At 64.6% G+C, this 13879-nt stretch carries 13 protein-coding genes; 7 read left to right on the forward strand and 6 right to left on the reverse strand.

Annotated features, from left to right (window positions below; translation table 11 throughout):
* The coding region (locus EOA27_RS03850) for a sugar transferase (protein WP_145970256.1) at positions 1–360 on the forward strand (360 nt) is incomplete at its 5' end.
* A gap of 59 nt (positions 361–419) precedes the next feature.
* Here EOA27_RS03850 and EOA27_RS03855 read toward each other — a convergent pair.
* Entirely contained in the window at positions 420–1349 is a 930-nt protein-coding gene (locus EOA27_RS03855) for an NAD-dependent epimerase/dehydratase family protein (protein ID WP_127255507.1), read from the reverse strand.
* Positions 1346–2638: an O-antigen ligase family protein gene (locus EOA27_RS03860; RefSeq protein WP_126078431.1), complete on the reverse strand. Its 1293-nt coding sequence runs from the start codon at positions 2636–2638 to the stop codon at positions 1346–1348. Before EOA27_RS03860 ends, EOA27_RS03855 begins: the two co-directional genes overlap by 4 nt.
* Positions 2639–3070: 432 nt before the next feature.
* On the opposite strand from EOA27_RS03860, the gene cysD reads away from it, so the two are divergent.
* Genes cysD through cysQ form a run of 3 tightly spaced genes read left to right on the forward strand, consistent with a single transcriptional unit; the run spans position 3071 to position 6706 of the window.
* Positions 3071–3976 carry a sulfate adenylyltransferase subunit CysD gene (cysD, locus tag EOA27_RS03865; protein ID WP_245463223.1) on the forward strand — a complete coding sequence of 302 codons (906 nt, stop codon included), beginning with the start codon at positions 3071–3073 and terminating at the stop codon, positions 3974–3976.
* A gap of 2 nt (positions 3977–3978) precedes the next feature.
* The gene (gene cysN, locus EOA27_RS03870; protein ID WP_145965158.1) at positions 3979–5916 is read left to right on the forward strand and encodes a sulfate adenylyltransferase subunit CysN; all 1938 of its coding nucleotides are present in this window, start codon (positions 3979–3981) and stop codon (positions 5914–5916) included.
* Positions 5917–5926: 10 nt separating this feature from the next.
* Positions 5927–6706 (forward strand): 3'(2'),5'-bisphosphate nucleotidase CysQ, encoded by a 780-nt coding sequence (cysQ, locus tag EOA27_RS03875; protein ID WP_189343328.1) that lies wholly within the window; start codon positions 5927–5929, stop codon positions 6704–6706.
* 207 nt (positions 6707–6913) lie between these two features.
* Here cysQ and EOA27_RS03880 read toward each other — a convergent pair whose 3' ends face one another.
* The 4 genes from EOA27_RS03880 to EOA27_RS03895 form a co-directional block, all read right to left on the reverse strand.
* Positions 6914–8083: a DegT/DnrJ/EryC1/StrS aminotransferase family protein gene (locus EOA27_RS03880; protein ID WP_127255511.1), complete on the reverse strand. Its 1170-nt coding sequence runs from the start codon at positions 8081–8083 to the stop codon at positions 6914–6916.
* A 239-nt stretch (positions 8084–8322) separates the two neighbouring features.
* Entirely contained in the window at positions 8323–9246 is a 924-nt protein-coding gene (locus EOA27_RS03885; protein WP_126078426.1) for a carbohydrate kinase, read from the reverse strand.
* Complete coding sequence (locus EOA27_RS03890; protein ID WP_127255509.1) at positions 9243–9689, reverse strand: RbsD/FucU domain-containing protein; 447 nt, start codon at positions 9687–9689, stop codon at positions 9243–9245. The genes EOA27_RS03885 and EOA27_RS03890 overlap by 4 nt, the downstream gene beginning before the upstream one ends.
* A 2-nt stretch (positions 9690–9691) precedes the next feature.
* Positions 9692–10915 carry an ROK family transcriptional regulator gene (locus EOA27_RS03895; protein ID WP_126078424.1) on the reverse strand — a complete coding sequence of 408 codons (1224 nt, stop codon included), beginning with the start codon at positions 10913–10915 and terminating at the stop codon, positions 9692–9694.
* Positions 10916–11180: 265 nt separating this feature from the next.
* On the opposite strand from EOA27_RS03895, the gene EOA27_RS03900 reads away from it, so the two are divergent.
* From EOA27_RS03900 to EOA27_RS03910, 3 genes are all read left to right on the forward strand, one after another.
* Positions 11181–12158: a sugar ABC transporter substrate-binding protein gene (locus EOA27_RS03900; protein ID WP_189343327.1), complete on the forward strand. Its 978-nt coding sequence runs from the start codon at positions 11181–11183 to the stop codon at positions 12156–12158.
* Positions 12159–12314: 156 nt separating this feature from the next.
* Positions 12315–13379, forward strand: a complete 1065-nt coding sequence (locus EOA27_RS03905; RefSeq protein ID WP_041005280.1) for an ABC transporter permease — start codon at positions 12315–12317, stop codon at positions 13377–13379.
* A gap of 2 nt (positions 13380–13381) precedes the next feature.
* Positions 13382–13879, forward strand: a 498-nt coding sequence (locus EOA27_RS03910) for an ATP-binding cassette domain-containing protein (RefSeq protein WP_145970257.1), incomplete at its 3' end; no start/stop codon positions are given.

A 13879-nucleotide genomic window follows, 5' to 3' on the forward strand; every position in this document is an offset into this window, starting at 1 on the left:
ATGCGTCGCGACACCCCCTCCTTGCCGACCCACCAGGCGCCGGCCAATTCGGTCACCGCGGTGGGCAAGGTGCTGCGCGCAACCAAGATCGACGAGTTGCCGCAGCTCTGGAACGTGCTCAAGGGCGAGATGAGCCTGGTGGGACCGCGTCCGTGCCTGCCGACGCAGACGGAACTGATCGAACGGCGCAAGCAACTGGGCGTGCTTGCCGCACTTCCGGGCATAACCGGGCTGGCGCAGATCAAGGGGATCGACATGTCGGATCCAAAACGCTGCGCCGAGACCGACGCGGCCTACGTCCAGGCTGCCACGATTCGCCTGGATATCAGGATATTGCTGGGCACGTTCTACCGCGCATAGAGCGTGACGCCGAAACGATGAAACGCTCCTGGTTTGGGCGGAAACCGCCTGCGCTGGAATTAACCGGCCTGCCGCGCCAGTTCCTCGAGCCGGCCGAGCGTGTCGGCTTCCGGCATCCAGCCTTCCGAGGCCAGCAGCGACGAATCGCAGACCTGCGTCGCCACCAAAGCCTGCCACGACGCTTGTCGGCCACTGAGCGTCGCCAGCAGCCGGAACGGCCAGGCCGGCATGGGCACCAGCCGGGCTGGCCGGCCGTATCCGCGCCGGAACGCGGTGATGATTTCGGCCATAGCGACGGGCGAGGCATCGCCCAGCACATAGGTGGGGCGCGGCGGCGTCGGACGGGCCAGGAGATGCGTCACGGCGCCAGCCACCGCGTCATGCGAGACCAGCGAACGAACCGCGGTCAAGGCGGCTGCGGGCAGCGGCAGGCCGGTGGCTGCGAGACGCATCAGCCCGCGCAGATTTCCCTTCATGCCTTCGCCATAGACCAGCGGCAGCCGCAGCGCCGTCGCGCCCGCATGTCCGGCGGTCGCAAAAGCCTCCAGCATTGCGATTTCGCCTTCGCGCTTGGAACGCCCATAGGCGCATCGCGGGGCAGGGGGCGTGGCCGCGTCGATCGTGCCGCTGAAATCGGCCGCCACGACGGCGCGGATCGAGGAGAGATAGATGAAGCGCCCTTCGGCGCGCTTGGCGGCCGCCTGGGCGAGCCGCCCGGTCAGTGTCGCGTTGACAGCCCGCAAGTCGGCCTCGCCGGCGCCGCGATCATTGTTGAGCGCCGCGCAGTGGACGACATGCGTCACGTCGCGCATCAACGCCAGATAGGCTTCCTGGGGCGCATCGGCGCCGGGCAGCGCGACGGCATCGTCCGCGCCTGCCAGCCGCTGCGGCAGGTGCGAAGCGGTCCGTATGTCGAATCCGGCTTGGCGCAACCGGCCGACGACCCGGCGCCCGATGAAGCCTGTCGCGCCGGTGACCAGGACCTTCATGGTTGCCGGCTGGCGCCCGGCGCCACCGCAGGCGCGTCTTTGCCGGTCGGCGCCACCGTCCGCCCGGACGCAAGGTAGGTTCCGGAAACCAGGAACACCATCAGCGTCGCGTCGAGAATGTCGTGGCCGACGAGGATGCCGGCCATTCCGCCGATGAGATAGGTGATGACCGCGACAAGGACCATCGTCGCGCCGAACCGCTCCACCGGATCGACGCTGAGGCGCAGCGTCCTTGCCGCGTTCCATGCGGCAACGATGAAAATCGAGGCTAGCGCCAGCCCCCCGAGCAGCCCGGCTTCGACCATCGCGGTCAGGAAGCCGTTGTGAAAATGGCTGAAGCCCGCGCTCAGACCGAACTGCTCATGAAAACCCTGCTTCATCAGGGCGCGGCTGGCCGTGATGCCATGGCCGAAAATCGGCATCTCGCGAACCGCGGCAAGGCCGATCTCCCACATTGCCACGCGCAGGCCGAGCGCCGTCGAATGATCGCCATTGGCGTTCAGCGCATCCCAGTCGCTGACCAGGAAGTCGGCTCGATCCATGATGGCGCGAGAGCCGATGGCGGCGATCGCCAGGGCTACCACGACGCCGATCACTGCCAAGCGCGCCATGCTGGCGTTGGTGAACCGACGGCGGTTGACGAGAAGCACGACGATACCGGCAATCGGCACCGCCACCCAGATCATGCGTGACCCGGAATAGACGATCGCAATCGTTCCGGCGATCGCCGCCAGGACCAGCAGCTTCGAGCGTTTCTCGATGCCTGACAGCGCGCCGGCGAGGCATAGCATGACGGCAAGGCAGGTAACGGTTGCGAAGACGATCGCGTTTCCGGCCCCGCCCTCGGCCCTCGTGCCCAGCCAGTGATACTGGACGATGGCGATCGCCAACGCGCCGAAACAGGCCGCGGCGCTGGCCAGAACGGCGATGCGTGCCAGCGCGGTCTTCTCGGTAATGCTCCAGGTCGAATAGGAGATCGGGAAAAGCAGGAAGGTGATCAGCGGCAGGAAGAACCGCAGATCGGCGGCCAGCGTGCCATTGACGATCGAAGCGAGAACCATGGCCGCGCAATAGGCGTAGATCGCCGCGGTCAAGGCGAGCATCGGCCCGTCGATGTTGAAGCGCCGCCGCTTCGCGGCCAGCAGCATTGCCGACCACACGCCGCCGGCATTGAAGGTGATGCTGACGAGCGAGCCGAGCACCGGCGCCGAAAAAAAGCAGACGATCGAGAAATAGAAATTGATCTGTGCGGGCGTGAGCTGGCGCCGGAGCTTTGTAAACGGGTTCAAATGCTTGCTTCGCAGTTTCCAGGTTGCGCCCGGATCCGTGATACCAGCTGATGGCTGGCTGGACGTACCCGTTTGCCGCGCCTTGCCCGTTCCCCGAGCCCATATAGCTGCTGGCGTCGTTCCGCGATAGGCCGGTTGACGATGTTCCGACAGAAATCCTTGGTTCGGAGCGGCCGCATCGGAACTTACGGTCCTCTCCCTGCTTCCGCGTTGCGCCCTGGCAGGATTTTCCGCTTTCTCGGCCTCGCTTGGAAAATTCGTTCCCTAATCATCGTGCGTCCGGCGCGTCCCGCATTGTTATGAACGGCGCCGATCTGTTAGAACGCCCGCACGAAACAGTTTGTCCAAGTGAGATTTGCGCCCGGGCGGCATGGAATTGCGCCTGCAATGCAAGATTTCCGCTCGACGGCACGAGAGAACGCTCGACAGTCCATGAATATCGCGCTCACGCATCTGCAGCGGCTCGAGGCCGAATCCATCCACATCTTCCGTGAGGTTGCGGCCTCCTTCTCCAAGCCGGTGATGCTCTATTCGGTCGGCAAGGATTCCTCGGTGCTGATGCATCTGGCGATGAAGGCCTTCTATCCCGCCAAGCCGCCTTTCCCGTTCCTGCATGTCGACACCACCTGGAAGTTCCGCGAGATGATCGCCTTTCGCGACCAGATGGCGCAGAAGCTCGGCTTCGACCTGCTGGTCCATGTCAACGAGGATGGCGTGCGCGACGGCATCAATCCCTTCGACCATGGCTCCAACACCCATACCCATGTGATGAAGACGGTGGCGCTGCGCCAGGCGCTCGACAAATACGGTTTCGATGCGGCCTTCGGCGGCGCCCGCCGCGACGAGGAGAAGTCGCGCGCCAAGGAGCGCATCTTCTCCTTCCGCAACGCGCAGCATTCCTGGGACCCCAAGAACCAGCGGCCGGAAATGTGGAAGATCTTCAACACCCGCATCGCGCCGGGCGAGTCGATCCGCGTCTTTCCGCTGTCCAACTGGACCGAGCTCGACATCTGGCAGTACATCCTGCAGGAGAACATCCCGATCGTGCCGCTCTATTTCGCCAAGGAACGGCCGGTGGTCGAGCGCGACGGCATGCTGATCATGAAGGATGACGACCGCATGCAGCTGCGTCCCGGCGAGGCGATCGAGAACCGGCTGGTGCGCTTCCGTACACTGGGCTGTTACCCGCTGACCGGCGCCATCGAATCGGAAGCCGACACGCTAGAGGCCATCGTCGGCGAGATGCTGACCGCCCGCACCTCCGAGCGCCAGGGCCGCCTCATCGACCGCGACGAGGCGGGTTCGATGGAAAAGAAGAAGCGCGAGGGTTATTTCTGATCATGCGCCACATCATGGCCAAGAGCCTCGCCCCGACCGCTTCTATCCGCGACTATATGGCCGCGCAGGAGAAGAAGTCGCTGCTGCGCTTCCTCACCTGCGGCTCCGTCGATGACGGCAAGTCGACGCTCATCGGCCGCCTGCTCTCCGACACCAAGCAGATCTTCGAGGACCAGCTGGCGGCACTGGAGAAGGATTCGCGCAAGCACGGCACCACCGGCGACGATATCGACTACGCGCTGCTGGTCGACGGGCTGGAGGCGGAGCGCGAGCAGGGCATCACCATCGACGTCGCCTACCGCTTCTTCGCCACGCCGAAGCGCAAATTCATCGTCGCGGACACGCCCGGCCATGAGCAATACACGCGCAACATGGCGACGGGCGCCTCGACCGCGGATCTTGCCATCGTGCTGATCGATGCCCGCCAGGGCGTGCTGCGCCAGACCCGGCGTCATTCGATCATCGCCTCGCTGCTCGGCATCCGTCACATCGTGCTGGCGGTCAACAAGATCGACCTTATCGGCTTCGACAAAGCTGCGTTCGACCAGATCGTCGCCGACTATCGCGAGTTCGCAAAACAACTCGGCTTCGTCAGCGTTGTGCCAATCCCTATGTCGGCGCGCTTCGGCGACAACGTCACCAGCCGCTCGGAGCGCACGCCCTGGTATTCCGGTCCGTCGCTCATCGAGCATCTGGAAACCGTGTCGGTCGACGAGGCGGTGGTCGAATTGCCGTTCCGCTTTCCCGTCCAATATGTGAACCGTCCGAACCTCGATTTCCGCGGCTTCGCCGGCACCATTGCGTCGGGGACGGTTTCGCAGGGCGACGAGGTCGTCGTCGCCAAGTCCGGCAGGGCGTCCCGGGTCAAGCGCATCGTCGCGCAGGGCGGCGATCTCGATCAGGCGGTCGCCGGCCAGGCGATCACGCTGGTCCTCGAGGATGAAGTCGAGGTGTCGCGCGGCAACATGCTGGTGTCGCCGGCGGCACGGCCGCAGGTCGCCGACCAGTTCGCCGCCAACATCGTGTGGTTCGACGAGCAGGCGCTGCTGCCCGGCCGCTCCTACATCCTGCGCACGGAGACCGATCAGGTCAGCGCCACCGTCACCGACCTCAAATACCGGGTCAACGTCAACGATTTCGCGCATGAGGCGGCGAAGTCGCTCGACATCAACGAGGTCGGCGTCTGCAATCTCTCGACCCGCGCGCCGATCGCCTTCGATCCCTTCGCCGAGAACCGCACCACCGGCGCCTTCATCCTGATCGATCGCATCACCAACGCCACCGTCGGCGCCGGCATGATCCTGCATTCGCTGCGGCGCGCGGAAAACATCCACTGGCAGTCGCTCGACGTCGGCAAGCGCGGCCGTTCCGACCTGAAGAACCAGCGCCCGGCGGTGTTCTGGTTCACCGGGCTCTCCGGTTCCGGCAAGTCGACCATCGCCAACCTGTTCGAGAAGAAGCTTTTCGCCTCCGGTCGTCACACCTACATCCTCGACGGCGACAATGTCCGCCACGGGTTGAATCGCGATCTCGGCTTCACCGACGCCGACCGCGTCGAAAACATCCGCCGCGTCGCCGAAGTGGCCAAGCTGATGGCCGATGCCGGGCTGATTGTCATCGTCTCCTTCATTTCGCCATTCAGCGCCGAGCGCCGCATGGCGCGCGAGCTGATGGCCGAGGGCGAGTTCGTCGAGGTGTTCGTCGATACGCCGTTCGAGGAATGCGCAAGGCGTGACCCGAAGGGCCTTTACGCACGCGCCCTGAGCGGTGAGATCAAGAACTTCACCGGTGTCGATTCTCCCTATGAGGCACCTGAGAATCCGGAAATTCATCTTCAGACCCTCGGCAGGAGTCCGCAGGAGATGGCGGAAGCCCTCGAACACTGGCTGATCGAGCGCGACATTGCCGAGGAGCAGTATGACAATGGCGGCGGTATCTGACGACGACGCGATGCTGGGCGTCTTCGAGCGCCTGGCGCTGGAAGCGGGGCGCGAGGTGATGCGCGTCTTTCACGAAGGCTGCGCCGTCGACAGCAAGGCGGACTCTTCGCCGGTGACGGAAGCCGACCGCGAGAGCGAGAAGATCATTCTTGCCGGCCTGCGCGCCGCCTATCCGGATATCCCATGCGTGGCCGAGGAAGAGGTGGCGGCGGGCATCGCCACGCCCGACCTCGACGGCGCCTTCTTCCTGATCGATCCGCTCGACGGCACTAAGGAATTCGTCAACCGCCGCACCGATTTCACCGTCAACATCGCGCTGGTGCGCCATGGCGTTCCGGAAGTGGGCGTTGTCTACGCGCCCTGCACCGGGCGCTTCTTCATTGGACGGCCTGGCAAGGCTGAGGCGCTGGAGGTCGATGCCGATTATCGCATTACCGGCCGCCGGCCGATCACCGTGCGGGCAGGGGGCACGCCACTCGCCGTCGTCGCCAGCCGTTCGCACAACACGCCTGAAACCGACGCCTTCATCCGCGACCTCGGTCCCGCCGAGATTGTCTCGATCGGCTCGTCATTGAAATTCTGCCTGCTCGCCGCGGCGGAGGCGGACGTCTATCCGCGCTTCGGCCGCACCATGGAGTGGGACACGGCCGCGGGTGACGCAGTGCTGCGCGCCGCGGGTGGCATGACGCACACTTTGGACGGCCAGCCGCTCGTCTACGGCAAGCGCAACCAGGCGACTGACAGCGATTTCGCCAACCCGCATTTTATTGCGAGCGGGAAGGGCGCGTAGTCGCAGCGTTGCCAAATGTAGACGCTGGCGCGAGACCCCCCTCTCTGTCCTGCCGGACATCTCCCCCTCAAGGGGGGAGATTGGCAGCTTCAGCGCTCAGCGCATTCTTCAACGTTGAAGGTTGGCGAAAGCCCGCGTGACATCTGATCTCCCCCCTTGAGGGGGAGATGCCCGGCAGGGCAGAGAGGGGGGCTTTGCGCGGACCTTTCAGGCCGCCGCGACATGCGCCGAGTTCGATCCGATGTAATTGCGGATCGTCTCGATGACGCGGTCCTGGTCGGCTTCGCTGAGATAGGCGTGCATCGGCAGGCAGAGGATCTGCTTCGGCAGCGTTTCGGAGACGGCAAGGCCGGTCGGCGTGCGGGGATAGTCCTTGTAGGCCACCTGCTCATGCAACGGCTTCACATAATAGATCACCGAAGGGATGCCCTTTTCGCCGAGATGAGCTTTAAGCCCGTCGCGCTTCGGCGTCTCGATCGCGTATTGCGCCCAGGCCGAGCGGCCGTGGCCCAGATTGCGCGACGCCTTGACGATGTCGCCGAGGCCCTTGGCATAGCGGTCTGCGACCACCTGGCGGGCCACCATCTCTTCTTCGAGGATGGCGAGCTTCTCGATCAGGATCGCCGCCTGCAGCGTGTCGAGGCGCGAATTGATGCCGACGCGGACATTGTCATATTGCGTCTCGCCCTTGCCGTGGAAGGCGAAGGAACGAAGCTTGTCGGCCATCGCACCGTCATTGGTGAACATCGCGCCGCCATCGCCGTAGCAGCCAAGTGGCTTGGCCGGATAAAAGCTGGTCGAGCCGACATGGCCGAAGGCGCCGCACATCTTGGCGTCGGCGGAACCGCCGATCGCCTGGACGTCGGCGGAACCGCCCATCGACTGCGCGGCGTCCTCGATCACGAGAAGGTTCTCGCGCTTGGCGATCGCCATGATCGCCTCATAGTCGGCGGCAAGGCCGAACAGGTCGACGGGGATGATCGCCTTCGGCTTGAGGCGGCCTTCCTTCCTGATCATCTCGATCGCCGCTTCGAGGCTGGCGATGTCGATGTTGTAGCTATCAGGGTCTACGTCGACGAAGACCGGCTCGGCCTTGGCCAACGCCACCACTTCGGCGGTCGCGGCGAAGGTGAAGCTCGGTACGAACACCGCGTCGCCCGGGCCGATGCCGGCGGCAAACAGCGGCAGAAGCAGCGCATCGGTGCCGTTGGCGCAGGCGACCACATGCTTGACGCCGATATAGGCAGCGAGCTTGTTCTCGAATTCGGTGACCTGGGGTCCCAGGATATAGCGGCCGTCCTCGACGACGTGGTCGATCGCGACCTTCAGCCGGTCGCGGATTCGTTCGCGCTGCGCGCCAAGATCGATGAACTGCATGTCGGCCTCGAATGCCAATAAAATCGGCCCGCTGGTATCAGACTTGGCGCGGTTGAGAAAGCCGACCACGGCGAGGGCGAATTGCCTATGTGTCGCAGCCTGTTACCGCTTTTGCCGGTGCAACGCCCGAAAAAGCCGGAAATCCATGCTTTGCGAGGCGCTTGCGGCCTCCCTTGTCGCGGCGCCCCGTTATCGGGAAACATAAAGTGATCGGCCGGGAAGGGCGATCCGGCAACGGATCAGGCGATTTCGTGCCGCCATGGCGGGTTGGCGCCGGCCCGCGACACCGTTACCGCCGCCGCCCTGGCGCCGAGTTCCAGCGCCTTGCGGATGGCGTCTTCGGACAGGCTGCCGATCGCCGCCTTGGTGAGCAGACCCTGCTCATGCAGCGAGGCCAGGATGCCGGCATTGAACGTATCGCCCGCGCCGACCGTATCGACCACCTTGACCTTCTGCGGCATGATCGTGACCTTATGCGCCTTGCTGTAGCCGACCGCGCCTTCGCTGCCGTGGGTGACGACGATCAGCTTCGGTCCGCGATCCAGCCAGTTGCGCACGACATCCTCATGCGAGCCCGCCTCGTCGAACCATTTGAGGTCCTCGTCGGAGAGTTTGACGATGTCCGCCATCGCCATCATCTCGCGGATGCGCCGCAGGTGCTTGGGCTTGTCCGGGATGAAATTCGGCCGGATGTTGGGATCGAGCATCATCACGCGGCTTTCGTGCTCGCGCCGCATGAACTCCTCATAGGCCGATCCGGCAGGCTCCGAGATCAGGCTGATGGCGCCGAACAGCATCGCCTCGATCTCGGCGCCGAGCTTCGGCAGGTCCTCGATGGTCAGCATGCGCCCGGCGGTGTTCTCGTCATAGAAGGTGTAGGTCGCCTGGCCGTTGGTGAGCCGCACGAAGGCGAGCGTCGTCGGACGAGGGGACGTATGCGCATAGGTGGAGCTCACCTTGCTGGCGCCGAGCGCGTCGCGGAACTGGCCGCCGAACAGGTCAGAGGAGAGGCCGGAGAAGAAGCCGGCCGGGGCGCCCAGCCGTCCAAGCGCGATCGCGGAGTTGAACACCGCGCCGCCAACATAGGGGGCGAAGGCGGCTTCGCCTTCCGTGGTGATGCGCGGCAGCATGTCGATCAGGGCTTCGCCACAGCAAAGGATCATGTCGTCTTGGTCTCCGGCGGATCAATCACGCCCTTGCGGATGATGATGTTGGCAAAGAGCCTGGGTTCGCTGGTCGCGACGATCGCATGCGCGGCCTTGACGCGTGCATAGAAGTCAGGTCCGGCCAGCGCAACCACCTTGTGGCCCGGCGCGCGTCTGGCGCAAACCGCTTCCATCTCGCGATGCACAGGGTTGGCCAGTGCCGGGTCGCCCTTAACCGAGGCGCGGAACAGCGCTTCCGGCACCGCCTCATCCACCGGCAGCACGCTGAGCACGGCGTCAAGCACTGGGATGACGTGATGGCCATCCACGCGGATCAGCCGGCGCGCCTGTTCCTCGGCCGGATAATTGCCGTCGACGATCGCGATCTCGTCGCCATGGCCCATCGCCCTGAGCGTTGCCAGGAACTGCGGCCCGAGCAGCGAGGGGATGCCGATCAGCATGGTCAGGCGCCTCCGGTCGTGTTCGGTCTGACCAGGAAACGCTCGGAAAGCGGCAGGCTGGCGCCGCCCAGCGCCCGCGCATGGATGCCAACGGTGCCCTCGCGCACGAAGGGCAGCTTCAGTCCCTCGGCATCGATGCCGGAGATGGCTTGCCGGATCGCCTCGACAAGACGGCGCCGCACATCGAGCGGCATCCAGCCGTCGATCACCGCCGCTTCGAAATCGATGACCGACGAAGCCGCAACGATGGCATAGGCAAGCGCGCGCGAGGCGCTGACGATCCACTCGTCGAGCTCGGGGCCGATGTCGCCCCATTCCTGCGGCGAGGTCCAAAGATAGGAGCCGTCGATGCCCTTGGCGGAAAGCGCCTTCTCCAGCATTGCAATCGAGGCGACGTCGATGAGCTGCGTCGGCTTGCCGTCCGGCCCCGGCACCGGCATCGATCCGAGCGCGCCGGCGTTCCCCTTCGGCCCGCTGTAAAGGCGCCCGTTGAGCACGATGCCGCCGCCGGCAAAGGCGCCGATATAAAAATAGACGAAGTCGCGCGCCGCGCCCGCCTGGCCGAAAACAAGCTCGGCGCCGCAGGCCGAGGTCGCGTCGTTCTGCAGGTAGACGGGGAACTCGCACTGCGCCTGGATGTCGGCGCGTATGTCGCGATGGCGCCATTCATCCATGACGTCGCGCGGCGCGCCGGCCGTGTCGGCCCAGTTCCACAGCTCGAACGGCATGGCGATGCCGAGTCCGGCGATGCGCTTGTCCTGCGCCGGCGTCAGCTCGCCGCGCATCGTCTTGATGCCGGCGGTGACGAATTCGACGGTCTCGCGCGGCGCGGGATAGCGGTAGGAATGCTGCAGCATGGCGCGCACATTGCCGAGAAAGTCGATCAGCACCAGCTCGGCGCTGCGGCGACCGATCTTGAGGCCGATGAAAAAAGCGCCTTCCGTATTGAGCGCCATCGGAATCGAAGGTTGGCCGATCTTGCCGCGCAGCGGCGCCTGGCGCACCAGCAGCTTGTCTTCCTCGAGCTCGCGCATGATCACCGACACCGTCTGCGCCGACAGCCCGGTCATGCGCGCGATATCGGATTTGGCCAGGCTGCCGTGCTGGCGCACCAGGGACAGCACCAACCGTTCATTGTGGTCGCGCATGCCGCTTTGGTTGGTGCCGCGATGCAGCCGACTCTCCAAAGCCTCGGGCGAACCGTGCCTCGCAATGCCGGTCTCCACCCTGTTCCTCCCGTTTGTTTCCCCGCGATGCTTTTCGTTCAGAATGAGTGAACGACGCAAGAGTGTCAATAATAAATAAGAGTGATTTAATTATTGACAGCCGTTCTGTCCTGGTGTTTTTTGAGATGTGTCCACGCTGGGAGAAAAGGTGGATGCGCTTGGGACGCCGGGTGGCCGGTGTCCGCAACAGTTCCATTGGGAGGAAATCGTGACCAAGAAATCACTGCTGAAGTCTACCGTGTTTGCGGCCGCAGGCTTGGGCCTGATGGCGTTCGCTTCGTCGGCATCGGCCGCCGGCGTCGGCGCCTGCCTGATCACCAAGACCGACACCAACCCCTTCTTTGTCAAGATGAAGGAGGGCGCGACCGCCAAGGCCAAGGAGCTTGGCGTCGACCTCAAGACCTATGCCGGCAAGATCGACGGCGACAGCGAAAGCCAGGTGGCGGCGATCGAAAGCTGCATCGCTGACGGCGCGAAGGGTATCCTGATTACCGCGTCCGACACCAAGGGCATCGTGCCGACGGTGAAGAAGGCGCGTGACGCCGGGCTGCTGGTCATCGCGCTCGACACGCCGCTCGATCCGATCGATGCCGCCGACGCCACCTTCGCCACCGACAACCTCGAAGCCGGCAAGCTGATCGGCGCCTGGGCCGCCGCCACGCTTGGCGACAAGGCCAAGGACGCCAAGATCGGCTTCCTCGACCTCACCCCCTCGCAGCCGACCGTCGACGTTCTGCGCGACCAGGGCTTCATGATGGGCTACGGCATCGACGTGAAGGATGCCAACAAGATCGGCGACGAGGACGATCCGCGCATCGTCGGCCATGACGTCACCAACGGCAACGAGGAAGGCGGCCGCAAGGCGATGGAGAACCTTCTTCAGAAGGACAACACCATCAACGTCATCCACACCATCAACGAGCCCGCCGCCGTGGGTGCCTATCAGGCGCTCAAGGCCGTCGGTCTCGAAAAGCAGGTGCTGATCGTCTCGGTCGACGGCGGTTGCCCAGGCGTGAAGTCGGTCACCGAAGGCGTGATCGGCGCCACCTCGCAGCAATATCCGCTGCAGATGGCCGCGCTCGGCATCGAGGCCATCGCCAATTACGCCAAGGACGGCACCAAGCCGAAGCCGACCGAAGGTAAGAACTTCTTCGACACCGGCGTCAACCTCGTGACCGACAAGCCGGCCAACGGCGTGAAGTCCATCGACACCAAGGAAGGCCTCGCCAAGTGCTGGGGCTGATGCCCGCCTGAGCGCACAAACCTCGCGGCTGGGGACTTGATCCCCGGCCGCATCGGGTGGACGATGCATTTTCGTAAGCGCTGATAAGCCCGGCGACAGACCGGAATGCGTAAACGCGGCACGGAGCCAACGAAGTTCCGTGAGACGGGAGGAGATATGTCCCAAATCCAGGAATTCGAGAAGGTTCTCTCGGGCAGCGATACCAACGTCGCCGCCTTCGAGGAGCACGGCAAATCGTTTGTGAAGCGCGCCCAGCATTTCCTGCATTCCACGCCGGCGGCGGTGCCGCTGATCGTGCTGGTGCTGTCGATCATCATCTTCGGTGTCGCCATCGGCGGCCGCTTCTTTTCGTCCTACACGTTGACGCTGATCCTGCAGCAGATCGCCATCGTCGGCATCCTGGGCGCCGCCCAGACGCTGGTCATCCTGACCGCCGGCATCGACCTTTCGATCGGCGTGATCATGGTGATCTCGGCCGTGATCATGGGAAATTGCGCCATCACCTACGGCATGCCGACCATCCTGGCCGTGCTGCTCGGGCTTGCCGCCGGCGCGGCCTGCGGCCTGCTCAACGGCCTGCTCGTCGCCTACATGAAGCTGCCGCCCTTCATCGTCACGCTCGGCACCTGGAACATCGTCATGGCGACGAATTTCATCTATTCGGCCAATGAGACGATCCGCGACGCCGACGTCGACGCCCAGGCGCCACTGCTGCACTTCTTCGCGCTGAGCTTCCGGGTCGGTTCCGCAGTCCTGACGGCCGGCGTCATCGCCATGGTGCTGCTGGTGATGTTGCTCTGGTATGTGCTGAACCACACCGCCTGGGGGCGCCATGTCTATGCCGTCGGCGACGACCCCGAGGCGGCCAAGCTTTCCGGCATCCAGACCAAGAAGGTGCTGATGGCCGTCTACACACTTGCAGGCCTGATCGCCGCCTTCGCCGCCTGGGTCTCGATCGGCCGCAATGGCTCGATCTCGCCGTCCGCAGCCGTCACCGACTACAATCTGCAGGCCATCACCGCCACGGTGATCGGCGGCATCTCGCTCTTTGGCGGCCGCGGCTCAATCCTCGGCACGCTGTTCGGCGCCATGATCGTCGGCGTCGTCTCGATGGGTCTCAACATGCTGGGCGCCGACCCGCAATGGAAAGTGCTGCTCACCGGCGTGCTGATCATCGGCGCCGTCGCGGTCGACCAGTGGATCAGAAAGGTTTCGGTGTAATCATGAGCCAAGTGCCTGTTCTTACCGCGCGCGGTCTCACCAAGCGCTACGGCCGCGTGACGGCGCTCAACAGCTGCGACTTCGATCTCTATCCGGGCGAGATCCTGGCGGTGATCGGCGACAACGGCGCCGGCAAGTCGACGCTGATCAAGGCGATCTCGGGCGCGGTGATCCCCGACGAGGGGACGATCGAGCTCGACGGCAAGCAGGTGCTGTTCCGCTCGCCCATCGAGGCGCGCGAGGCCGGCATCGAGACCGTCTATCAGAACCTCGCTCTGTCGCCGGCGCTGTCGATCGCCGACAACATGTTCCTTGGCCGCGAGATCCGAAAGCCGGGCCCGCTCGGCAGCTGGTTCCGGATGCTCGATCGTCCGGCGATGGAAAAGCGCGCCCGCGACAAGCTGACCGAGCTCGGCCTGATGACCATCCAGAACATCAGCCAGGCGGTGGAGACGCTTTCCGGCGGCCAGCGCCAGGGCGTGGCGGTGGCCGCCGGAAAG

The organism is Mesorhizobium sp. M2A.F.Ca.ET.037.01.1.1, assembly GCF_003998075.1.
Lineage (GTDB): Bacteria > Pseudomonadota > Alphaproteobacteria > Rhizobiales > Rhizobiaceae > Mesorhizobium.